The sequence below is a fragment of the Photobacterium halotolerans DSM 18316 genome (assembly GCF_000425165.1).
Taxonomy (GTDB): Bacteria; Pseudomonadota; Gammaproteobacteria; order Enterobacterales; family Vibrionaceae; genus Photobacterium; species Photobacterium halotolerans.
In genome coordinates this window covers 541,145-565,198 of sequence record NZ_KE384320.1, presented here as the reverse complement: position 1 = coordinate 565,198, position 24,054 = coordinate 541,145, and the positions used below count along the sequence as shown (strand labels likewise).

Genomic DNA, 24,054 nt, shown 5'->3' with positions numbered 1-24,054 from the left:
CTCTGGACCGGTTGAGTAAAGCGACCTGGTTCAGATGGCCTGTGGACACTCAGTGCCCTAAGGAAACGACTTCAGGCGTGAATCGTCAATTACATTGCACGTTAAAAACGTCAAAAACGCCTGGCTTGCTGTCAAAAACGTAAAAATCACCCGCGATTCTACCGAAAAAGGCTAGCCGTCTCACCCTGAAAACGAATTGATAACTATCCTCATGTAAGTGCTTACTATCCTAATATTTCATTTTTATTAATGGTTTATATTTTATCTCCTGAATGAATATCACTGGCTTTGAACGTAAAAGCCCTTATTTTCAAACGGAAATTTTTTGTGAAGATTTTGTTGTGATTGGCATCTCATATCATGAAATTTATCATTAGGTGCCCCTGTTATGACGGGGTTCCGGTGATTTTTCCATCATCACCTGGTGGCTGTTTGCACGTTATGTTGGGGGGAAACCAAGCTTATTTTTCGTTACGAGAATTAACTGGCGGGGGGATTCCGGGGTCAGGACAGTGGCAGGAGCGCGCTCTGAAAAAACGCGCATTCCGTTATGAGTGGGTGAACGGCTAGTGGCGTGGCGTACTGATGGCGACAGGAAATGTCTTTCCATGCCTGCGTGCCGCAGAGTGACACAAACCCGGCTCCAGTCAGACACGGTTATTTGAGCCCGCAGATGGCTGTCATTCACCCACCAGCGGGACCCTGTGGGGCTAGCGGCTCATTGCTCGGGACAAAGCGGATATCAACTCACTGGCTGATCATACGCTGAAGGCGGTTGCGCAGTTCAAGGATTGCCTCCCTGTCCGGGCTTGCTTTGGTACAGCGTTCCAGCACAAAATCCAGCGTGTTGAGAACGGTGCGCCAGCGCGGTGTTTTCGGCAGGGTTTCCAGCTGTAAATATTTATCCAGGGTGCGTGTTTGCAGCGTGCTCCTGTCGAGGTATACGCGCCACAGGCCACTTTCTTCTGCCAGATCAAACTTGGTTTTTCCGGTGGAGGCTTCCCAGAACTGCAGGCAGTCTTTCATCACATCCACCAGCATCTGCCTCAACTGATCGGCTTTATCCGGCTGAGCGTGATCCAGCCGGTCTGCCAGCTGGCTGAACTCGCCGCCCATGTCGCGTAAACGCTGCAGGCTGTGCTTGTCGCCATCTGTCGCGAAACCGGACAGCACATCTACGGCATTTTCCAGTAACGCAATGCGTTGTACTGAGCTGGGCCCCTGGCTGTCAAAGATAAACATCTGGCTGAGCCCGGACTCGGCGGGCAACTGGATAAGATCGGTCGCCAGAGTCTGCTTGCCATCCTGAATCCGATAGCTCAGTTCACCGCTGTAATGGCGGTTCTGTTCAATATCCTCTGGCAGCTGGGTCAGCAGCAGATCCTGAATCGACAAGCGTTCCAGCTGCTCCGGCGCGCGCTGAAAGAGTTGGCCGGCGGCATTATTGGCATAACGGATGCGGCCGTCTTCGCGGGTGCACAATATGGCCTCGCTGGTGGATTCCAGCAGACCCAGCAGGCGGGTCTGGGTATCCAGCAGGGCCAGCTGCACTTGTTCGCGGTGGCGGATTTCCTGCTGCAGCCATTGGTTTTCAGTACGCTGCCTTTCAGTCTGGGCGGCTTGCAGGTGGGCCCGGATCCGGGCGGTCAGCTCGTCTTTATTAAAGGGTTTGCTCAGGTAGTCGTTGGCACCGAATTCGAAGCCTTTTACTCTGTCGCGCACTTGCCCTAATGCAGACAGCATGATGACCGGCAGTTCCGTCAAACTGTAGCGGGTACGCAATTGCTGGCACACTTCATAGCCGCTCATGCCCGGCATCATGACATCAAGCAGCACCAGTGACGGTTGATGCTCTTCCATCAGACGGAGGGCTTGCTGACCGTTTTCCGCGGTGATCACCCGATAGCCGGCAATGCGTAAAAAGCTGGTGACAACCTGCAAGTTAACCGGTTCATCGTCGACCACCAGCAAGAGCTCACCATCAGGATTATCGGGCAAGTCATCAATATTGACCGGATTGATATCCTGGCGAGGAGCCTGGAAATGGCCGTGCTGCGGTGTGCAGAACTGGCTGCGGTTAATGTCCTCTTTGGTGGCCAGCGGCAGGGTGAAGCTGAAGGTCGTCCCTATCATGGGCTGGCTGCTGACATACAGGCTGCCGCCCATCAGCTCAATCAGCTGCCGGCTGATGGACAGTCCCAGTCCGGCTCCTTGACGGTAGTTCGCCGAGCCGGTGTTGGCCTGCACCAGGGGTTCAAAAATGTGTTCAAGCTGTTCGGCGGGTATACCCTGGCCGGTATCGACCACCTGGATGCGGACCTGACTTTCCAGCACAGTGGCGGACAGAATAATTTTACCCTCTGAGGTGTACTTAATGGCGTTGCCCACCAGGTTGTACAGTATCTGTTCCAGACGTTGTTCGTCCGCAATCACCAGAGGTAAATCAGGCTGGATCTGATTGATGATCCGCACCGGCTTGCCATCGAGCAGGTGTGCCGACAGTTCAAGCACTAAACGGTTGGCCGCGGCAAGATCGACTGCATGGGGCTGGATATCGAGATCGCCATAGCGCATTTTGTGGTAGTCGAGCAAATCGTCGACCAGCCTGGTCAGGCGCTGACCACTGCTGATGATCATGTCCAGCTGACGTTGCTGATCCGGCTGGATCGGCCCGTTGGCACCGGCCAGCATGGCTTCGGCAATGCCGACCATACCGTGCAGCGGGGTGCGCAGTTCATGGGAGGTGGTGGCAAGAAATTCGTCTTTGAGCTTGTCTGCGGCCTGCAGCTCGTCGTTCTGTTGCTGGATCACGGCCAGGTTGTGTTCCAGCTCGGTATTCTGCTCGCGGATCAGGGTGATTTTTTCACGAATGGAGCGTTGCATTCGGGCAAAGCTGATCGCCAGACGACCAATTTCATCACGGCGATCGGTCGAGGTGATCTTTTGATCCAGATCGCCGGCTGAGACCTGCTCGGCGGCCCAGGTCAAGCGCAGCAGCGGGGCGGTGATGTAATTGGACAGCCAATGCGCCGTTATGGTCACCAGTATGACTGCCGCCAAAATGGCAAGGAGAAAAAATTCCTCCAGCTGGTGGATACGGGAGAAAGCCTCCTGCTCAGGCAGCTCAACCACCAGGGCCCACTTGTTGCCGAGCACATCAATCGGTGCGTACGCACTCAGCACCGGAATATTGTTGAAGTTCAGTAAGCTGCCGACCCCGGCTTTACCTGCCAGAGCGTGATCTATACCGGCACTGGCCAGCTCTGCCGGTAAGTCACCGTCGTTGGGCAGGCGCAGGTTATGATCCTGGCCGATGAGCAGCGTCTGGACGTACTGATTGGCCTCACTGCTGCTGGACATGACGTCGGCAATAGTGCGGTTGCTCAGTTTAAAGAAAGCGTAACTGTGCAGGTAGCCGTGCTGAATGATAGGGGCGGCGAACCAGGCGGTCGCTTCCCTGTTATCACCATCGGCGGCAAAATCGGTAAAGGCGATAGGCATCTGCTCTGGCTCGCGCTCACCGAGGTCTCTGTGGCTGTTACGGGATTGCCGCTCTCTGAACTGAGCCGTCAGGGTTTTGATATTGCTGTAAGTCTGGCTGAGTGCCGGGTATTGCGCGCTGCCGGCCCCTAAACGGGCTGCAAACAAATCCGGGCTGCGAGAGGTGTACACCACATTACCATCGAGATCCACCAGCAGAAGGTCACTGAAATCAGAGCGTTTCAGATATTCCTCGTAAGCCCAGTGGTAGCGCTTGTAGATCAGGCGATACCTTTCCTGAACGATGAAATCAGGAGAGGTGTTATCCACTTCACTGGATGGTGGCCGGGAGATCAGGGTATGGCTGAAGTACTCGCCGTTACTGGAGCCTTTACTGAGGCGGTTGATGTCTCCTAACTGACGGAAAGCGCCGACTATGCCGTAAAAGCGCCCGCCACTGGCGTTGGCCAGCTCAGAGCGAACAAAGCTCTGTATTTCCGATTCTTTCGCGGTAAAAAAGGCACTGAGCTGTTGGCGTTTGTTGTCGCGCAATGAAGCCAGGTGGCTGGTACTCTGTTCCGCCAGATCCCGGGTGTGTGAATGCAGGAAAAACAAAGAAGACAGGGTGAGCGGGATCAGGCTCAGCAGCAGGAAAGCCAGCATCAGAGTATGCTGGAGACGTTTAAAACGGGTGGTATTTTGCATGTCCGGCTGACCTTTGATCTGTTGATACAAATCTGTCTGTGATGCTATCAAAAGCGCTCACTGGCATTTTTGCCAAAACGAAACCCGCCGTTGTGACGGTGAACAGGCTGTTTACGCGGGCTTTTGCAGCTGAATAACCGTTTATACTGAGTTTTTTTACACAATCAAGGAAGTCATGGATGAAGCGTGTGCTACGACACAATTTTGACGGAACTGACGGGTTTTAGCGGCAAAGGCAAGGCGTTTATTGCCTGCCATCAGCAAAGACGGCAGGCAAAGTGGCTTATTTTTTCGCGTGATAAATGGAGAATTTATTGTTTTTGGCGCGAATCTCATAGCCGCCCAGGCAACGTTCCAGCAAAGGCGGATATTGGAGAAAATTATTGGCCACTATCACCAGCTCCCCGTTGGCTGTGAGGTGAGCCGGAGACTGCTCGATAAACTGCTCAGTAGCGGCATAGAAGGTTTTCAAACCGGCATGGAAGGGCGGATTGCTGATGAGAAAGTCGTATTGCTCCGGCAGCGAATGATAGACATCGGTGGCAATAAATCCCCCTTCCAGGTGGTTAACGCGGAAGGTCTCTCTGGCAGAGGCAATGGCCAGGGCGCTGATATCTGCCAGATCCAGTGTGATGTCCGGAAAACGGGTTTTCATCACCGCACCTATGACGCCGGCGCCGCAGCCAAAATCCAGCACGCGTCCGGACAGATCCGGCAGGTTGTCAACCAGAAGGCGGGAGCCCTGATCAAACTCGCCCAGGCTGAACACCCCCGGCAGTGAGCGGATAGTCAGCGTCTGCTCACCGATAGTCAGGGTGTAATTGCGGAACCAGTCATCAAGCTTGAATTCGGGTGCCTGATGCTGACAGCGCCCCCAGTAAAAGCTGCAGCGACGAGCCGTGTCATATTTGTTGAGCGGGCCGTACGGGGCAAACATTTTCTCGGCACTGCGCACACCACTGCGGTTTTCACCCACAATGCAGATTTCGGTTTCCGGTCCGCAATGCGCCAGCAGCATCGCCAGCAGGTAGTCGGCTTCGGCTTTGGCTTTCGGCCAGTAGAGCAGGATCATGTCGACACCCTGCACATCGCTGGCTGACAATTCCGCGCCAAAATGGCTGCTGATCTTGCCGGAACGGCTCAGGCTGAGATGCTGGCCGTAGTGGGTAGTGAAGACCTGAACACTGCTGGCGACGGCCGCCAGTTCTATCGGATAGAGGTCGTCCAGTTCTCCGGCTACCAGCACATGGCGATCGGTAAAAAAGTCGAGTTGACGGGCAACTACCTGGCTGGCAGCACTGTAGGTCGATGCATTGGAAGACATGAGAGCCTCTGTGGTGATTCTGATTCCGGGCGCGAATTGTTCCACAATTCCGGCCGTATGGAAAGGCAGCCGTTTGTTTGGCTGCCCGGCGTGGATCAGTGGGTGTCCTGATGGTCGAGAAAGTCTTTGAATTCGACTTCATAGAGTTTAAACAAGACTAAGGTGACTGCGAAAATGATCGGCCCGTAAATCAGGCCAATCAGACCAAACAGATGCAAGCCCCCCAGAATAGAGAAGAAGATCAGCAAGGTATTCATGCCTGAGTTGCCCTGCATCAGCAGCGGACGAAGGAAGTTGTCGATAGAGCCGACCACAATAATCCCCCAGGCGATCAGAAACACAGCCCACTGCCATTGATCGACAAGCAGCAGGTACAAAGAAGCCGGTAGCCAGATCAGTGCCGTACCGAACACAGGAATAAAAGAAGCAAACGCCATCATCGATCCCCAGAACAGTCCCGGGAAACCGGCTAACCACATCGCAAAGCCGCCGGCGATACCTTGTGCCAGCGCTGTCAGAAACGATCCCATGACGGCGGATTTCGCCACCTGTTCGACTTCCGTCAGTAAGGCATCTTCCTGACTGCGGGTTAAGGGCAGCACATGGCGCAGGGTGGCCACGATTTTGTCGTGGTCACGTAACAGAAAGAAGAGCACAAACAACATCAGCAGAAAGCTGAGCACAAAGTTAGTGGCATCGCCCAGCAATTTGGCACTGATATTAAGCAGTTGCGTTCCCAGCTTAGAGGCAGCAGAAGCCAGCTTCTGCACGATTGACTGTACGTCCAGGCTTTCAAAAGGAGACCATTTATTAATGGTATGCAGCACAGTTTGGGCATAAGGGTGCGACAGCACTTCCTTGGGACCGCCCGCTGTCAGCCAGGCGTAGCTGTCTTTGGAAAAGGCGGAGCCTTGCTGAACAATGGAGGCGAAGACGACCAGCACAGGGATCACCAGGATAAAGGTCAGTATAGTGCAGGATAAAATGGCAGAGCGGTTTGGCCGGCCAAAGCGTTTTTCAATTCTGGCATGCAGCGGATAGAACAGCAGGGAAATGATAAAGGCCATCACGATCGGGCCGAGGTATGGCTCAATCAAGCGGTAACTGGCATAGGTGGCCACTGCCAGCGCAGCCATGAGCATCCAGTGTCTTGACTGGGCTTGAAAAGGTTTTGGCACGGGATTGTCCTTCAGCAGTTTGCAATCTGTTTATCATTGCATCCGGTTGAGGCGCTGGCAATGCCATCAGTGAGTATTTCTGTGATATTACAGTGACATCTGTCCGGAACAAAAGGATGGCCATTCTGTAATAACGGGCAGGGCAAACAAAAGGGCAGGATGTCTCCTGCCCTTGCAAAATCAGATTAAGATGCGCGCCTTACTGGGCTTCTTGTGCCAGGGTTGCAAAAGCGTATTCTGCCGCTTCCAGCGTGGCGTCGATTTCTTTCTCGCCGTGTGCCAGCGAGGTAAAGCAGGCTTCGAATGCCGAAGGTGCCAGGTACACGCCCTTTTGCAGCATCAGATTGAAGAAACGCTTGAATCGCTCTACATCACAGCGGGCAACATCCTGGTAGCTGTGCACATTTTGCTGATCGGTAAAGAAGAAACCGAACATAGCACCGACCTGATTAGTCACCAGCGGGATGCCGTATTTGTCGGCCAGCGCCTGAAAACCTTCGGCCAGGCGCTGGGTGGTTTGCGCCAGACGTCTCTCATTGCCTTCCTGAGTCAGTACCGTCAGGCAGGCATAACCGGCAGCCATGGCAACCGGGTTACCCGACAGCGTACCGGCCTGATACACAGGGCCGGTCGGTGCAATATACTGCATGACCTCGCGGCGGCCGCCGAATGCGCCGACAGGCATACCGCCGCCAATGATTTTGCCCAGAGTCGTCAGATCCGGTTTGACGTCGTAGTAAGCCTGAGCACCGCCGTGAGCCACACGGAAACCTGTCATCACTTCGTCCAGGATCAGCAGGGCACCGAATTCGTCACAGATCTCACGCAGCCCTTGCAGGAAGCCCGGTACAGGGGGAATACAGTTCATGTTGCCAGCCACAGGTTCCACTATGATGCAGGCAATTTGCTCCGGATGTTCAGCAAAGGCTTCACGCACTGATTCCAGGCTGTTGAAGGTACAGGTCAGGGTATGTTTGGCAAAATCTGCCGGCACACCCGGTGAGCTTGGCTGGCCTAAGGTCAGGGCACCGGAACCGGCTTTGACCAGCAGGCAGTCAGCGTGGCCATGGTAACAGCCTTCGAATTTGATGATTTTGTCGCGGCCGGTGAAACCACGGGCCAGACGAATCGCGCTCATGGTAGCTTCGGTGCCAGAGCTGACCATACGTACCATTTCCATGGACGGCACCAGTTTGGACACCAGCTCTGCCATGGTGATTTCCATCTCGGTCGGTGCACCGAAGCTCAGCCCCTGACGGGCGGCATCGATCACGGCATCACGGATGGCAACATGGTTGTGGCCAAGGATCATCGGTCCCCAGGAGCCGACATAGTCGATGTAAGCTCTGCCATCGGCATCAAAAATATAGGCACCGTCGGCACGCTCAATAAACAGCGGATCGCCGCCCACGCCAGCAAATGCGCGGACCGGAGAGTTGACCCCGCCAGGAATGGTGTGTTGTGCTTTGGCAAATAATTCAGCCGATTTGCTCATGGTTATTTCCTGTAATCCTTTGGTGATAAGGGCGCTATTGTACGTAAATGCGAATTCAATGGCGAGAGGGCATTTTTATTGAGCCGCCCACTTATACGACGCGTTTGTGGTCAATACTTGAACGCAGCAGTCAGGTATTAGATAATCGTCGTAAAGGTCAGTTGACCAACATGAAGATGAATTGAGAGGTTGCTAATGAGCGATGCCAGTTTCCCGCTGAACTTTTCGGATGTTGCAGCGAATAAGGTGAAAGCGCTGATAGCGGAAGAGGAAAACCCTGAGCTGAAATTGCGTGTGTATATCACAGGTGGTGGCTGCAGTGGCTTCCAGTATGGTTTCACCTTTGACGAAAAAGTGAATGACGGCGACACCACCATAGAGAACAGCGGCGTCACCCTGGTGGTTGACCCTATGAGTCTGCAGTATCTCATTGGCGGTACGGTTGATTATACCGAAGGACTGGAAGGTTCCCGTTTCTTTGTGAGCAACCCGAATGCCACCACCACTTGTGGCTGCGGTGCCTCCTTCAGCGTGTAAAGAGCCGTTATATGCGATGCAAAAAAAAAAAGCCGTCACTCGGGGTGACGGCTTTTTTATGTGCCATTTTTAGCTGAACATCAGCTTCTGGACGGCATTAAGCTGGCATTGCTATTGGTGGCCAGCAACTGGCGCAGCTGAGTGAGCTGCGCCAAACGTTCACTGGCCTGCTGCTTGAAGGCGGCTTTGTCTTTACCTTTCAGCGAGTCTGACTGAGGCAGAGACACAGTTCTGGGGTTCTTGTGTACACCGTTGACCAGAAATTCATAGTGCAGGTGCGCCCCCGTAACCCGGCCGCTGCTGCCCAGTTTACCTATCGTTTGCCCCTGTTTAACCCGCTGGCCGGTTTTCACCAGGCGTTTGCTCAGGTGCAGGTATTTGGTGACATAGGTGGAACTGTGGCGGATAAAGACGTAATTACCGTTGAACTGGTTGTAGGCCGATTTCATCACCACACCGTCACCGGCCGACCAGATAGGTGTTCCCACCGGGGCCACGTAATCGGTGCCGCGGTGCGCTTTCACCTGGCCGGTCACCGGGTGCAGACGGCGGGGGTTAAAGTTGGAGCTGACGTAGCGGAAGTTCACCGGTGAGCGCAGGAAGGCTTTTTGCATCGCCCGGCCATCCGGATCGTAATATTTGCCATCCTGGCTGTTTCGGACCGCAGTGAAGGTCTGACCCAGGTTGGAGAAGGTGGCAGCAAGAATGTTGCCGCGGCCTATGGGTTCGCCTTCGACATAGCGTTCTTCAAACAAAACAGAAAAAGTATCGCCTTCGCGGATATCCAGAGCAAAGTCGATATCCCAGCCAAAAATACCGGCAATTTCCATGATCTGGTTCGGCGTCAGACCGGCATCCGCCGCGGCGTTCCAGAAGCTGGAGGTGATCACTGCCTGGGCAAAATTGAGCTGAGTATCGACCTTCTTCACTTCGGTTCTGGAGTGGAAGGTGTCGCCTTTGCGGGTGATATAGAGGGTTTCTGTGGCATTGATCGGCTGAATGAGCTGAATCAGATCTTTGTTGTCATCAAGCCCGAAGCGTAGCTTGTCGCCGGGACGCAATGTGATCAGGGATTGGGTACCCTCATCGGCATTGATCAGGCGATAGAGTGTGGCTGGGCTGAGGCCGACTTTATCAAATACCAGCGCCAGGCTTTCACCCGGTTTGATCACATGCTCTGTCCAGGTCAGCGGAGGCGGTAACAAGGGTGGAGCGACGCCGGTTGCCTGCAACTGAGGCCCGTCGACCTTGATGTCGAGCGGATAGAGTTTGCCGATTTCAAACTTTTGCTCAGGCTTCTCCATCTCCTCTGCGCCCGGCAGCAGGATCAGCAGTACAGTCACCGCACTGATAATGGTGATGAGAATCTGATGTATCCTTGGCAAACGGGAAAATTTTGATATTAGCATTTGATAATTATTTTGATGTTTTTTGCGCATAAGAGAAAAATAAGACAAGGCTAAGTCTAACTGGTTTCAAAAAACATCGCTATTCAAGTAATATTGCCCTTTATCATATTTATGCCAATTTTGTGGGAGTGAACAGGAATGGCCAGCATTGAGCATGCGTTAGCGGAAATTAAGCGCGGGGTCGACGAACTGATCCCGGAAGAAGAGTTGATTGCCAAACTGAAGGAAAATCGTCCTCTGCGAATTAAACTGGGGGCGGATCCGACAGCGCCGGACATTCATCTGGGCCACACTGTCATCCTCAATAAACTGCGTACCTTCCAGGAGCTGGGCCACGAGGTCACTTTCCTGATTGGCGATTTCACCGGAATGGTGGGTGATCCTACCGGTAAGAACACCACGCGTCCTCCCCTGACCCGCGAAGATGTACTGCGCAATGCCGAAACCTATAAAGAGCAGGTATTCAAGATCCTCGACCCGGCCAAAACGAAGATTGAGTTCAACTCCTCCTGGCTGTCGGAGCTGGGTGCTGAAGGCATGATCCGCCTGGCGGCCAGCCAGACGGTTGCCCGCATGCTGGAACGTGACGACTTCAAAAAGCGCTATAACGAAGGCCGTCCGATTGCCATTCATGAATTCATGTACCCCTTGCTGCAGGGCTACGACTCGGTGGCAATGAACACCGATGTTGAGCTGGGCGGAACGGATCAGAAGTTCAACCTGCTGATGGGCCGTGAGCTGCAAAAAGCGGAAGGTCAGAAGCCGCAGGTAGTGCTGACCATGCCACTGCTGGTGGGTCTGGACGGCGTGAAGAAGATGTCCAAATCGGCCCATAACTACATTGGTGTGGCTGAAGCCCCGACCGAAATGTTCGGTAAGATCATGTCGATTTCTGATGATCTGATGTGGAACTACTATGAACTGCTGTCCTTCCGTCCGCTGGAAGAGATTGAGCAGCTCAAGCAGGAAATTGCCGATGGCCGTAATCCGCGCGATGTGAAAATTCTGCTGGCGAAGGAGATCATTGCCCGCTTCCACTCTGAAGCGGACGCTGATGCCGCCGAGCAGGATTTCATCAACCGTTTCCAGAAAGGGGCGATGCCGGATGAAATGCCTGAGTTCGAATTTGCAGCCGGTGTGGCAATCGCCAACCTGCTGAAAGATGCCGATCTGGTCAATTCAACCTCTGACGCACTGCGGATGATCCGCCAGGGCGCGGTGAAAATCAACGGTGAAAAAGTGGACGATAGCAAGCTTGAGCTAAGTGCAGGTACGGCTGTGTATCAGGTCGGTAAGCGCAAGTTTGCCCGTATTACCCTGAAATAACAGCGTGTCATAGCATGAGAGAAGGCGCCATTACGGCGCCTTTTTTGTCTCTTCAGGCCAGAGACGGCACAGGCGCGCCGGTCACTACCGGCTGGGGGTGCAGGAGTGCCGCCACCCGCTGGCCCAGATGGGCCGCGGTTTTCAGGTCGGCGTCACTGAGCTGCCCGGTCGGGGTGTGACCACTGGCACCCAACTGGCGGCCCATCGGATTGATGCTTTTGTCGTCATAGCCATTGGGCATATCCATACCGACCCACAACATGCCATGCTGCATCGCCAGCACGAAGAGGTAGTTCAGGGTACTGTCCTGCTCGCCGCCCAGACTGCCGCCGACGGTAAACCCGGCGGCCAGCTTGTTGCGCCAGCCTTGCCCGCTCCAGCTGTCGCTGCTGGCATCGGCAAATGCTTTGAACTGAGCGGCGGGGCCGCCCATATAGGTCGGGCTGCCGAAGAAAATGGCATCGGCCTGCTGCAGGCTGGCAAACAGATCCGGATCGCTGAAGCGGCCGTTCTGAATATCTTCACCGGTAATGCGGTAGCGCATCACCTGAATGCCGGGCTGGGTTTTGGCACCCTGCGCGATCGCCTCGGCCATGAGATGGGTTGCGCCAGAGCCGGAATAGTAAACCAGTGCAATTGTTTTCATTCGGTGTTCCTTCATTGTTCTTGGTGGGCGGCCAAGCGCATTTGAATGGCCGCCAGATATTCGTTGAACTGAAAAGTCTGATACAGGCGGCTGCAGCTGTAGGTCAGTTTGATACTGTGATCGTCCGACAGGGTGGCGACTTTGCTGAACCAGCCCACCCAGTCCGGCACAATGTCGCTTGGCTGCGACTGGCCCGGGAACGGACGATCCCGCGCGGAGCAGAAAGCCGCGATATACGCCTGCCAGTAGCAGGCCAGTGCCAGCCGGCGATCCGGCAGGAAAGGCATGAGCTGCAGCAAGGCATCAAACCCGGTGACCCCGTGCAGCAGGGTAAAGTCCCCGCTTGCCAGATAAGCGCGAATAGTGAGGCGGGCAATATCCGATTCGGTGAGATCATCAGGCACAGCAGCGATGGACGGATAGGCTGCGTGATGAACCACTTCATTAACGCGATCAACAATGATGCCGGGCTGAAACACATAGTCTCTGAAAGCCTCGCATGCCTGCTCGAGTTGAGTCTCAGCCTGATACTGATCGGTGAAGTGCAGTTCACCTAAAGCCTGATATTCACTGGCCCAGTAGGCAAGTGAAAGGGCAATTTCATCGTGATTGTCAGCTTCCAGCGCGTAACTGAGGCGAATCAAGCCGTGAAAGGCGCTGGCAGCAAGGCCGGGCAGCAGGACAGGGAGCCATTCGCGCAGTACCGTATCTGTGTCCTGAAGAGCGATCTGCTGACGAAACTGCTGGTGAAAGGCCGGAAAACTGTCGCGATCCGCCAGTGCTGGTGTTGCGTGCCGGGGTGGGATCGTCTGACGGATCGGCCGTAAATTCGGCGTATATGCCTGATAAAAATGCTGCAGTTGTAGCGGGCTGGCACCGCAACGTGCCAGAGCGACCAATGCCATGGGTAAATGATTCGACAGCTCAGGTCCGTAGATGGGGTCAAATTGCAATCCCTTGTCAATCAAAGCCAGACATTCGGCGTGAATGGGCGCATGCATTGTCAGATCTCCTGTCCTGAGGGGTTATAGGGAATAATCATTGCGCAGTAATGGATCGTCACTCAGATACTGGGTGAATTCCCATTCAATACCGTCCCTGTCATAAAAGTAGATCCGCTGGCGCCAGGGGTGAGTGGTTTCCAGCTCATTTTCCCGGTATCCCGCGCTGAGCAGCCGCTCACGGACCTGCACAACATCATCAACTACCAGACCGATATGGTTGATCCCCAGATCCCGGTAGGGCGTGCGATCGATCTGATCGCGATCCACCACTTGCTGCAGGGCCAGATACGTGTCGTCTGTGCCAATATGACACCAGCGATGCGTGGGCTGTTGTCCCAGATGACGAACGGTAAATTCCGGGATCGCGGTTTGCAAAAAGCGGATCGTGTTGTCCAGATCACGGACTGTGACATTGGCGTGTTCAACGTAGGGCACCATATGACCTCCTGTCGGATGTTGTGTTTTTGTTAGTAAGGTATTTTGTTTACATATTAGTTTGAAATCCAATTAAGTAAAGTTTTTTGTTTACTTACATCGACGGAAACTTTCGTCCGACTGTGTTTGGGTATAGCATCAAAGTAAGCACATTCAGGAGAAGTTCATGCAGGAGCTGGTGCAGGAATTGTCGCCACTGATCGAGCAATACGGTTACATAGTGCTGGCGCTGGCGATTGCCATTGAAGGACTGGGGGTACCGGCTCCCGGCCAGTCCCTGCTGATTGTGGCCAGTTATCTTGCCGCGAGCGGTGCGCTTTCTTTGCCGTCGGTCTTGCTGGTGGCAGGAGCGGCCAGCTGGCTGGGAAACACGGCAGGCTATGTGCTGGGATCTATGCTGGCCCGGTTTGTTGAGCGGCGAGGATGGACAAAGCCGGCATCTTTAATCAAAGTGCATGCTTTTATTGATAAATATGGCGTGATTGGCTTGATCCTGAGCCGTTTTCTGGAAGGGATGAAACAAGTCATCTGTTTAGGCTGCGGCCTGGCACAGATGCCCTGGCCCCTTTTTCTGACAGGCAACACTCTGGCGGTGGGGATCTGGCTGCTGGTGTTCGGTTATGGCCCGGCCTATTTTTATGACGAGATCGGGCAGGCTGGATTGTTTTTCCAGCGTCATCAGTATGCTTTGTGGGTACTGGCGGTGATTGCAGGGCTGGCGTTGCTGCTGAAATTATTTCGCAAGCGCCGCCCGACAAGTTAATTTTACTGACTGCTTCGCAGTGAGAAGGTTGGCAGCGACAGGTGCCAGCGAATGGCCGCCAGCCGGATAGACAGGGTCGTGGCAATACCACACAGACTGGCGGCTGCTGTTTCCAGCCCAAAGTGCAGCCCTACTGTGTGGACTATACCGCCCAGAATACAGGCGGTGGCATACACTTCGGTTCTTAATACCATGGGGACTTCACGGGCCAGTACGTCACGGATCACCCCGCCGCCACAGCCGGTGATCACGCCCATGATCACGGCCACCATAGGGGAAGCGCCAAAACGCAGCGCTTTTTCGACACCGATGGCGACGAAGACCGCCAGACCAATGGCATCGGCCACCGGCAGGAAATACCAGGGCATTTTACGCGGGTTCTGGATCGCCAGCATCGCCAGCAGGCAGGTTGCAAAAATCACCCACAGGTAATTGGTGTCGGTGATCCAGAACACAGGTGTCGCGCCCAGGGCCATATCGCGGATAGTGCCGCCGCCGATGGCAGTGACACAGGCCAGCACCACAACACCGAAGGGGTCCATCCTTAACCGTCCGGCAAGTAAAATACCTGAGATGGCAAAAACAGCGGTGCCAAACATATCAAGAGAGTAAATCAGCATAGGATTCCTGCACACAACCAGTGATTAAAAACCGCGCCACCCTGATCAAGATGTCGCGGTAAAAAGCGGCTGAGATTGTACGGCGAAATGTAACGCGCACAACCGATAACTTTGTCTTTGTGAGCTTATTCACATCCTATTGCGGGTGAGATTCGCGCACTTCATCCAGTTGCTTACAAATTTCCTGGGCGGCCAGCAATGCTCTGGGGGTAGGCCGGTTGAGCCAGTCCGCCTGAGTCTGATACAGATGCTGATCCCGAACCGCAGATAACTGTTCGCGCCAGGGCAGCCAGAGATTGAAGGCGTTGGCATCGGGGCCTGCACTGCCGTGGGTGGTGAAAATGGCTTCCGGGCGGCGGATTATCACTTGCTCTTTCGACACCTGCGGGTACGCCACTGGACTGTCGGCGAAGATATTTTCGCCGCCGCAGAGCGCAAACACCTGGCTGGGCCAGTTATCGCCGGACATGCTCATGAGCGGCGAGATGCCCAGCTGGTAAAAATAGCGTACCGGCTTTTTATGCCCGTATTGCTGATTCAGCTGCGCCATGGTCTGACGGAAATCCGAGGCAGCCTGATTGGCTGTGGTTGGATCATCGGCAAAAGTGCCGAGCGTTTCCAGGCTGTCGGCAATCGCATCAAGTGTCGCAGGATGGGAGTAAAAGATCCGGATGCCCAGCTGTTCCAGTTTTGCCATTTCTCTGGGCGGATTGCCGCCTTGCCAGGCCAGCACCAGATCTGGCTTCAAGGCCAGAATGCGTTCCAGCTTGATACCCCGGTAATTCGCGACCCGCTCCAGCGCCAGAGCTTGCGGCGGGTAGTCGCTGTAATCACTGGCGGCGATAAGCTTGCTGCCCAGTCCCGCGGCATAGGCCAGCTCAGTGGTGTGCGGCGCAAGACTGATAATACGCTGAGGTTTGCTGTCAGTGGCCTGGGCTTTTTTGGTCTGCGCGTCTTCAGTCTGTGCTGCTTTGCCATCTACTGTCGTGACAACCAATGTCAAAGGCATCAGCAGGGTAATAACCAAGGGTCTGAACAGATTCACAACAGACTTCCCATCAGAAACATACACACACTTTGCAGCGCCACCCAGGCCCATAACCGCTGTTGCAGCAGACGATCTATTTGCGATAAATGCAGGGCGGCAGGGGCGATGCGGCCACCGAGTCGCGGGCGTTCCAGCTTGCTGCTATCGTAGATAGCCGGGCCCCCTAGGGCCAGCTGCAGCTTATGGCCGGTGGCGGTGAGCAGCCAGCCCGGTCCGGGCAATTGCCAGTTTTCACCTTGTTCACGCAAGCCGCGAAAAGCGTCACGGCTGTTCTTGCCGACGCTGATAGCCACGGCGAGCAGACGCAGGGGGACAATATCCAGTGTGGCCAGAATACGTACTGCAGGCAGGCCAAAATACTGATATTGCTTGCGGCTGGGAGACCAGCAACGGGCCAGACTGACGGCCAGGCGGTACAGAATGGCACCAAAACCGCCTGCCACCGCGTACCAGAACAGCACGGCAGCAACCTGGCGGCCATAACTGAGCAACTGGGTTTCGGCGCAGGCTTTGCCCAGGCCAAGCAGTGACAGAGTGTCAGTGTTTCGGTTGAGGGCGACAGAGAGCTGTGCTTTGCAGCTGGCCTTATCTTCCCGGCTGTAGGCCTGAATGAAATGCTGGCTGAAGCGGCGGCTGTCACGCCAGCCAAGCGCGATCCACAGCAGCACCAGATGAAACAGGCTGTCTATCCACACCAGCTGATAGAAGGCAATCAATAGGATCAGAATGGTCATCCACATCAGTGACCAGGCCAGGGCACCGGATAATATCCGCTGGCGCGGTGTATCTGTGGCTTTGTTCACCCGGGCCGCCAGCTGAATGGCAATCTGTTGCCAGATCAGCAAAGGATGGATACTGGCCGGAATGGGCAGCAGCCAGTGTAATGCCAGCGCTCCCCACATCGCCAGCAGGGTTGGATGTTGACTGAGGAGCACAAGCAAATCGTCCATCAGCGGTTAAGCAGCTCCGCCATTTTAACCACCATGGCGGAAGAGCTTTTCGCCGCCAGCGGCAGGAACTCTTCGAAACTCATCGGTGATTCTTTATCGGCCACGTCTGAGATAGCACGTACCACCACAAAAGGTACCTTGAACTGATGGCAGGCCTGGGCAATTGCCGCGGCTTCCATTTCAACCGCGACCACCTGAGGGAAATGGGTGCGGATGCGTTGCTGTTGTTCAGCGCTGCACACGAAGGCATCACCGGTACAAATCAAACCGCGGACCGCATGGGTGGTGTCATCAAGCTGAGTCAGCGCCTGCTCGGCGATCTGCATCAGTTTATCGTCCGACAGGAAAGCGGCAGGTTGCTGCGCCATCTGGCCCATCTGGTAACCAAAGGCGGTGACATCGGCATCGTGATAGCGCACTTCGGTAGAGATAACCACATCACCGACATTCAGGCTGCTGTCAAATCCACCGGCTGAACCTGTATTGACGACCAGGTCCGGTTCGAAAATTTCCAGTAAAATGGCAGTTCCCACGGCGGCCGCGACTTTACCGATACCGGATTGAAGTAAGACTACTTCTGCACCATTGAGGGTGCCGGTATAAAAGGTGCAGCCGCCTTTTTGCAGGGTGGTACAGTTGTCGAGCTGGTTTTTCAGGATCACGACTTCCTGTTCCATTGCCCCAATAATGCCGATTTTCATTGATGTTATCTCTTTCTTAAAGTGAACCTTACTGTGATTGGTTGCGATTGTAACAATGCCAGACAGCGTGGGAAAGCCTAAACAAAAGGCGACAGAAGCAAAGGAGAGCTGAAAGAAAAAAGCGAGCGGGGGAGAGCCGCTCGCTTGGCCAGGCCTGCTGGTTTTATTCATCAACAGACCGTTTGGCGTAACAGACCTGACTGGCCGGGATCACACACCGAGGAAGTCCAGGATACCATCGGCGGCGCGACGGCCTTCATCGATGGCGGTGACCACCAGATCCGAGCCGCGTACCGCGTCACCGCCGGCAAAGATTTTGCTGTTGGTGGTCTGGAAGGCGTGATCGCCGCTGGTTTGAATGCGGCCCCACTGATCCAGTGCGACATCAAAGGTGTCCAGCCAGGGCATGGCATGGGGCTGGAAACCAAAGGCCATGATCACTGCATCGGCTTCCAGCACATGCTCGCTGCCCGCGACAGGTTCAGGACGGCGGCGACCGGCTTCATCGGGCTCGCCCAGCGCGGTTTGCACCACTTTCACCCCGGTGACCTGGCCGTTGCCGTTGACGACCACACCCAAAGGCTGAAGGTTGAACATGAAGTTCACCCCTTCCTCGCGGGCATTTTTCACCTCACGGCGTGAACCCGGCATGTTGGCTTCATCACGGCGATAGGCACAGATAACATCGCTGGCCTGCTGACGGATAGAGGTACGGACGCAGTCCATCGCGGTGTCACCGCCGCCCAGCACCACTACACGTTTACCTGCCATGTCGATATACTCAGGGGCATTGTCTTCCAGATTCATCACCTTGTAAGTGTTGGAAATCAGGAAAGGCAGCGCATCGTAGACGCCTTCGGCATCTTCATTTTCCAGCCCGGCGCGCATGTTCTTATAGGTCCCGACGCCGAGGAAAACCGCGTCATACTCGTCGATCAGATCCTGAAGCTGGACATCCGTACCGACTTCAGTATTGAGGCGGAACTCAACCCCCATTTCGGTAAAGATCCGGCGACGGTTGATCATCACCTCTTTTTCCAGTTTGAACGACGGGATACCGAAGGTCAGCAGGCCGCCAATTTCCGGGTAACGGTCAAATACCACAGGTTTAACGCCGTTACGGACCAGAATGTCGGCGCAGGACAGGCCGGCAGGGCCGGCACCGATAATGGCGACTTTCTTGTCAGTCCATTCAACGCCGGACATGTCCGGTTTCCAGCCCATTTCAAAGGCTTTGTCGGTGATGTATTTCTCAACATTACCGATAGTCACTGCCCCGAAATCATCATTGAGCGTACAGGAGCCTTCACACAGCCGGTCCTGAGGACACACCCGGCCACAGACTTCCGGCAGGGTGTTGGTCTGGTGAGCGAGATCAGCCGCTTCGAGAATCCGGCCTTCATTGGCCAGGCTCAGCCATTGCGGGATGTAGTTGTGTACCGGACACTTCCATTCACAATAGGGGTTGCCGCAGTCCAGGCAGCGGTCAGCCTGAGCGCTGGCCTGCTGCTGAGTAAAAGGTTCGTAGATTTCGACGAACTCAATTTTACGGACTTCAATCGGCTTCTTCGGCGGATCGACACGTTCAACATCGATAAATTGGTAAATGTTCTGGCTCATTGGATTCCCTCCCTTATTGTGCCTGAACGCGGAGTTCAGCAGCTGAACGGCTTTGGTGACCCAGCAGAGTGTTCACGTCTGCCGACTTCGGTTTAGCCAGGAAGAATTTCGGGATCCACTGATCAAAGTTGGCCAGAATTTCCTGTGCACGGCTTGAGCCGGTTTCTTCCAGATGGCGGTCGATCAGACCGCGCAGGTGTTCCTGATGAATCGTTAGCTCCTGCAATGGCAGCGCCTCGATCAATTCAGGGTTCACCCGGCCGGCGAAATCGCCGACTTCATCCAGAATGTAGGCAAAGCCGCCTGTCATACCTGCGCCAAAGTTGACGCCTGTGTGGCCAAGAATCGCCACGATGCCGCCTGTCATGTACTCACAGGCATTGTCACCGGCGCCTTCGACCACGGCAATAGTGCCTGAGTTACGAACCGCAAAGCGCTCACCGGCACAACCGGCGGCAAACAGCTTGCCGCCAGTGGCGCCGTACAGGCAGGTGTTACCTATGATGGTGGATTCATGCGATTTGAACGCTGATCCGACAGGTGGCCGGATCGTAATCACACCGCCTGTCATGCCTTTGCCGACATAGTCGTTGGCATCACCGGTCAGGTACAGGTTCAGGCCACCGGCATTCCATACGCCGAATGACTGTCCTGCCGTACCCGACAGGTGCACATTAATGGGGTTAGCCGCCATGCCCTGATTGCCGTAGCGCAGCGCAATTTCACCCGACAGGCGGGCACCGAAGGAGCGGTCTGTGTTGCGGATATCCAGATAAATATCGGCGCCACTCTGTGCTTCCACGGCTGGCAGTGCTTCGTCGACCAGTTTCTGGTTCAGTACACCGGTATCGAACGGTGTGTTCGGCTCACTGCAGTACAGGGTTTTGCCTTCAGCGGGCGTTGGCGCATGCAGCAGACCACTGAGGTCCAGCTTGTTTTGCTTGGCCGTAAAGCCGTTGACCATTTCCAGCAGATCGGTGCGTCCGATCAGGTCGGTCAGCTTCTCAACGCCCAGTTTAGCCAGCAGGGTGCGCACTTCTTCACCCAGGCCGACAAAGTAGTTCATTACCTGCTCAGGCAAGCCTTTGAAGAAGTCGCGGCGCAGGGTGTCATCCTGAGTCGCCACACCGGTTGCACAGTTGTTGAGGTGGCAGATCCGCAGGTATTTACAACCCAGTGCCACCATAGGTGCGGTCCCGAAACCGAAGCTTTCTGCCCCCAGAATGGCGGCTTTGACCACGTCCAGTCCGGTTTTCAGACCGCCATCCACCTGCAGGCGGATCTTATGGCGCAGGCCATTGGCCACCAGTGCCTGCTGCGTTTCCGCCAGGCCCAGCTCCCAAGGGCTGCCGGCGTATTTCACCGAGGTCAGCGGGCTGGCACCTGTTCCGCCGTCATAGCCTGAGACGGTGATCAGATCGGCATAGGCTTTAGCCACACCGGTGGCGATAGTGCCGACGCCGGGTTCTGATACCAGCTTGACCGAGACCAGGGCTTTCGGGTTGACTTGTTTGAGATCGAAAATCAGCTGTGCCAGATCCTCAATCGAATAAATATCATGGTGCGGCGGCGGTGAAATCAGGGTGACGCCCGGCACGGCATAACGCAGTTTGGCGATTTCAGTGGTGACTTTATGGCCGGGCAACTGGCCCCCTTCACCGGGTTTTGCCCCTTGCGCCACTTTGATTTGCAGCACATCAGCATTGACCAGATAGTGAGGGGTAACCCCGAAGCGACCGGATGCGACCTGCTTGATCCGGGAGTTGCGCTCGGTGCCGAAGCGACGTGGATCCTCGCCCCCTTCACCTGAATTGGAGAAACCACCGAGACGGTTCATGGCAATCGCCAGGGCTTCATGGGCTTCCGGACTCAGGGCGCCGATAGACATGGCGGCTGAGTCGAAGCGCTTGTACAGTTCGGTGGCGGCTTCTACGTTGGCGACGTCAATCGGGTTGGCCGATTCTTTCAGTTTCAGCAAGTCACGCAGCGTCGCTGCCGGCCGTTCGTTCACCACTTTGGCAAAGGCGAGATAATCTGCGTACTCACCGGATTTAACGGCTTTTTGCAGCGTGGTGACCACATCCGGATTGTAAGCGTGGAACTCGCCACCGTGGACAAATTTCAGCAGGCCACCGTGATCGATTTGCTTGCGCTTCACAAACGCTTTACGCGACAGGTTGAACAAGTCTTGCTGGAAGTCATCAAAGTTAGCGCCTTCGATACGGCTCGAGACGCCCTTGAAGCACAATTCCACCACATCCGAATGCAGACCAACGGCTTCAAACAGCTGCGAGCAGCGGTAAGAGGCGACGGTGGAAATCCCCATTTTCGACATGATCTTATACAGACCTTTGTCGATACCGTTACGGAAGTTCAGCATCACCTCGCGGTAAGGCTTGTTGATGGCACCGCTGTCAATTTGCTGTGCCAGTGACTCGTAAGCCAGATACGGATAAACCGCTGTGGCGCCAAAGCCCAGCAATACAGCGAACTGGTGCGGGTCACGGGCGGTTGCGGTTTCCACTATGATGTTGGCATCGCAACGCAGGTTGGCGGTTACCAGACGTGCCTGCACTGCACCCACGGCCATCGCGGCCGGGATCGGCAGTTTGTCGGCACTGATACCACGGTCAGACAGCACGACAAGTACAGTTCCGCCACGGACCAGGCGTTCCACCTGATCGCAAAGATCAACCAGAGCCTGCTTGAGATCTTTCTCGTTCGGATCGAAGTTAATGTCGATAATGCTGTTACGGTAGTGCTGGTTGTCCAGACCCAACAGCTGCACCATGTCAGAGTACAGCAGAATCGGTGACTTGAACGCCACACGGTGAGCATGACCGTCGGTTTCGTTGAACACGTTCATTTCACGACCGATACAGGTGGCCAGCGACATCACGTGTTTTTCACGTAACGGATCGATAGGCGGGTTGGTGACCTGCGCGAACATCTGACGGAAATAGTCAGACACCAGACGTTCTTTGGAAGACAGCACAGCCATTGGGGCATCATCACCCATAGAGCCGGTGGCTTCCTGACCGTTTTCACCGATCACCCGCATGACCTGATCCAGCTCTTCACGGTTCACCGCAAAGAGTTTCTGGTAAGTGTTCAGCTCTTCCGGCGACATTTCCCGGCTGCCGACCTGATCATCACCCATCTCTTCAAAAGGCACCAGGCGGCGAACATGGGTATCCAGCCACTCTTTATAAGGGTGGCGTTCCATCAGGTCGTTATCAATGTCGGCGGAATGCCAGATTTTGCCCAGTTTGGTATCTATGACCAGCAGTTCGCCGGGACCGACCCGGCCTTTTTGCGCCACTTCGTCCGGCGCGTAATCCCAGATCCCCACTTCTGATGCCAGGGTGATCAGTTTGTCTTTAGTGATGACAAAACGCGCAGGGCGCAGACCGTTGCGGTCGAGGTTACAGGCGGCATAGCGGCCGTCTGACATCACGATCCCGGCCGGGCCGTCCCACGGCTCCATGTGCATGGAGTTAAAGTCGTAGAAGGCACGCAGTTTCGGATCCATATCCGGGTGGTTTTGCCATGCCGGCGGCACCAGCATGCGCATGGCACGGAACAAGTCCATGCCACCGGCCAGGAACAGTTCCAGCATATTGTCCAGGCTGGAGGAGTCAGAACCGGTTTCGTTAACAAAGGGCGCGGCTGTTGCCAGATCCGGCAGCAGCGGGGAGGCGAACTTATACGCCCGGGCCCGAGCCCACTGACGGTTACCGGCTATGGTGTTGATTTCACCATTATGGGCCAGGTAACGGAATGGCTGAGCCAGTGGCCAGCGGGGTTGTGTATTTGTCGAAAACCGCTGGTGGAACAAACAGATAGAGGATTCCAGACGTAAGTCACCCAAGTCTTTATAAAACTTAGGCAGATCGGCGGGCATACACAGGCCTTTGTAGACAGTGACCTGGGTCGACAGGCTACAGATGTAGAAATCAGGATCGTCCTGAATGCGTTGCTCGATACGGCGACGGGCAATATAAAGGCGGCGATCCACATCCCGTGGCTTCCAGCCAGCAGGTGCATTAATGAATACCTGAGCGATAGCCGGCAGGGAGGCCTTTGCGATTGGCCCCAGCACTTGCGGGTTGATCGGCACATCACGCCAGCCGGCAATAGACAGGGTTTCTTTGCTTAATTCTTCCTGGATGATCGTGCGGGCTTTTTCAGCCAGGACAGGATCCTGACTCAGAAACAGCATACCAACGGCGTACTCACGGGCCAGCGTCCAGCCAAGCTCTTTGGCAACCAGCTGATAAAAACCGTCCGGCTTTTTCATTAACAGGCCGCAGCCATCACCGGTTTTGCCATCAGCAGCGATGCCGCCTCGGTGTGTCATACGATCCAAGGCCGATATTGCGGTACGGACCAACTTGTGGCTGGCTTCGCCTTCTGTATGGGCGATCAGACCGAAACCACAGTTATCTTTTTCCAGCTTTGGGTCATACAGTGTCATTGCAACTCTCCCTTGCGCCTGCTCCATTGAGCAGGGTTACTGCATAATTATGACAATCTCCCTGATTGTCACTCTCGCGTCCAGCGGACTTTCAAACTAACGGCAAATTACAAAAAGGTCAAATTTTCTTTAATTCTGGTCATAAATTCTGGATTATTCAAAGTCAACTATTTATCTGTATGATTTATAGCGTCTTATTATTTTTTTGAAATATTTTGTTTACAATTGAAAGTGTCAGAAATGAGACTTTTTTGCGATAAAACGAAGTGATTTTTATTTGCAGGCAAAGTCAGTGTTAAAAAGGATAAAACACTGATTAATTTTAAATAAAAAAGC

General features: G+C 54.7%; 17 protein-coding genes. 3 read left to right on the top strand and 14 right to left on the bottom strand.

Features of this window, described 5'->3' with window-relative positions:
* Positions 1 to 747 precede the first annotated feature (747 nt).
* The 4 genes from H511_RS0115660 to hemL all read right to left on the bottom strand — a co-directional run bounded on the left by H511_RS0115660 (position 748) and on the right by hemL (position 8,182).
* On the bottom strand, positions 748 to 4,185 hold the full coding sequence (locus H511_RS0115660) for a hybrid sensor histidine kinase/response regulator (protein WP_027253154.1): 3,438 nt from the start codon (positions 4,183 to 4,185) through the stop codon (positions 748 to 750).
* Positions 4,186 to 4,468: 283 nt separating this feature from the next.
* Entirely contained in the window at positions 4,469 to 5,509 is a 1,041-nt protein-coding gene (rsmC, locus tag H511_RS0115655; RefSeq protein ID WP_027253153.1) for a 16S rRNA (guanine(1207)-N(2))-methyltransferase RsmC, read from the bottom strand.
* 95 nt (positions 5,510 to 5,604) lie between these two features.
* Positions 5,605 to 6,687 (bottom strand): AI-2E family transporter, encoded by a 1,083-nt coding sequence (locus tag H511_RS0115650; protein WP_027253152.1) that lies wholly within the window; start codon positions 6,685 to 6,687, stop codon positions 5,605 to 5,607.
* A gap of 199 nt (positions 6,688 to 6,886) precedes the next feature.
* Entirely contained in the window at positions 6,887 to 8,182 is a 1,296-nt protein-coding gene (gene hemL / locus H511_RS0115645) for a glutamate-1-semialdehyde 2,1-aminomutase (protein WP_027253151.1), read from the bottom strand.
* 195 nt (positions 8,183 to 8,377) lie between these two features.
* Between hemL and erpA the strand changes: the two genes are divergently transcribed.
* Complete coding sequence (erpA, locus tag H511_RS0115640) at positions 8,378 to 8,719, top strand: iron-sulfur cluster insertion protein ErpA (protein WP_027253150.1); 342 nt, start codon at positions 8,378 to 8,380, stop codon at positions 8,717 to 8,719.
* A gap of 80 nt (positions 8,720 to 8,799) precedes the next feature.
* Here the strand turns inward: erpA and H511_RS0115635 are convergent, their stop codons facing one another.
* Entirely contained in the window at positions 8,800 to 10,128 is a 1,329-nt protein-coding gene (locus H511_RS0115635; RefSeq protein WP_027253149.1) for a peptidoglycan DD-metalloendopeptidase family protein, read from the bottom strand.
* 138 nt (positions 10,129 to 10,266) lie between these two features.
* On the opposite strand from H511_RS0115635, the gene tyrS reads away from it, so the two are divergent.
* Positions 10,267 to 11,454 (top strand): tyrosine--tRNA ligase, encoded by a 1,188-nt coding sequence (gene tyrS / locus H511_RS0115630; protein ID WP_027253148.1) that lies wholly within the window; start codon positions 10,267 to 10,269, stop codon positions 11,452 to 11,454.
* A 52-nt stretch (positions 11,455 to 11,506) separates the two neighbouring features.
* On the opposite strand, the gene H511_RS23615 is transcribed toward tyrS, so the two are convergent.
* Genes H511_RS23615 through H511_RS0115615 form a run of 3 tightly spaced genes read right to left on the bottom strand, consistent with a single transcriptional unit; the run spans position 11,507 to position 13,542 of the window.
* A complete protein-coding gene (locus tag H511_RS23615) occupies positions 11,507 to 12,100 on the bottom strand; it encodes a flavodoxin family protein (RefSeq protein ID WP_051288249.1) in 594 nt (197 codons plus the stop codon).
* Positions 12,101 to 12,111: 11 nt separating this feature from the next.
* Positions 12,112 to 13,101 (bottom strand): questin oxidase family protein, encoded by a 990-nt coding sequence (locus tag H511_RS0115620; protein WP_027253147.1) that lies wholly within the window; start codon positions 13,099 to 13,101, stop codon positions 12,112 to 12,114.
* A gap of 24 nt (positions 13,102 to 13,125) precedes the next feature.
* The gene (locus H511_RS0115615) at positions 13,126 to 13,542 is read right to left on the bottom strand and encodes a VOC family protein (RefSeq protein WP_027253146.1); all 417 of its coding nucleotides are present in this window, start codon (positions 13,540 to 13,542) and stop codon (positions 13,126 to 13,128) included.
* Between the two features lie 163 nt (positions 13,543 to 13,705).
* Between H511_RS0115615 and H511_RS0115610 the strand changes: the two genes are divergently transcribed.
* On the top strand, positions 13,706 to 14,302 hold the full coding sequence (locus H511_RS0115610; protein WP_036759734.1) for a DedA family protein: 597 nt from the start codon (positions 13,706 to 13,708) through the stop codon (positions 14,300 to 14,302).
* 2 nt (positions 14,303 to 14,304) lie between these two features.
* Here the strand turns inward: H511_RS0115610 and H511_RS0115605 are convergent, their stop codons facing one another.
* The 6 genes from H511_RS0115605 to gltB all read right to left on the bottom strand — a co-directional run bounded on the left by H511_RS0115605 (position 14,305) and on the right by gltB (position 23,718).
* Complete coding sequence (locus H511_RS0115605; protein WP_027253144.1) at positions 14,305 to 14,922, bottom strand: TRIC cation channel family protein; 618 nt, start codon at positions 14,920 to 14,922, stop codon at positions 14,305 to 14,307.
* Between the two features lie 136 nt (positions 14,923 to 15,058).
* Positions 15,059 to 15,967: a vitamin B12 ABC transporter substrate-binding protein BtuF gene (btuF, locus tag H511_RS23610; RefSeq protein ID WP_248616608.1), complete on the bottom strand. Its 909-nt coding sequence runs from the start codon at positions 15,965 to 15,967 to the stop codon at positions 15,059 to 15,061.
* On the bottom strand, positions 15,964 to 16,920 hold the full coding sequence (locus H511_RS0115595) for a cobalamin biosynthesis family protein (protein WP_027253143.1): 957 nt from the start codon (positions 16,918 to 16,920) through the stop codon (positions 15,964 to 15,966). Before H511_RS0115595 ends, btuF begins: the two co-directional genes overlap by 4 nt.
* Positions 16,920 to 17,621 carry a 5'-methylthioadenosine/S-adenosylhomocysteine nucleosidase gene (gene mtnN / locus H511_RS0115590; RefSeq protein ID WP_027253142.1) on the bottom strand — a complete coding sequence of 234 codons (702 nt, stop codon included), beginning with the start codon at positions 17,619 to 17,621 and terminating at the stop codon, positions 16,920 to 16,922. Before mtnN ends, H511_RS0115595 begins: the two co-directional genes overlap by 1 nt.
* A gap of 210 nt (positions 17,622 to 17,831) precedes the next feature.
* On the bottom strand, positions 17,832 to 19,241 hold the full coding sequence (locus H511_RS0115585) for an FAD-dependent oxidoreductase (RefSeq protein ID WP_027253141.1): 1,410 nt from the start codon (positions 19,239 to 19,241) through the stop codon (positions 17,832 to 17,834).
* A 13-nt stretch (positions 19,242 to 19,254) separates the two neighbouring features.
* Positions 19,255 to 23,718, bottom strand: a complete 4,464-nt coding sequence (gene gltB / locus H511_RS0115580) for a glutamate synthase large subunit (protein WP_027253140.1) — start codon at positions 23,716 to 23,718, stop codon at positions 19,255 to 19,257.
* Positions 23,719 to 24,054 lie beyond the last annotated feature (336 nt).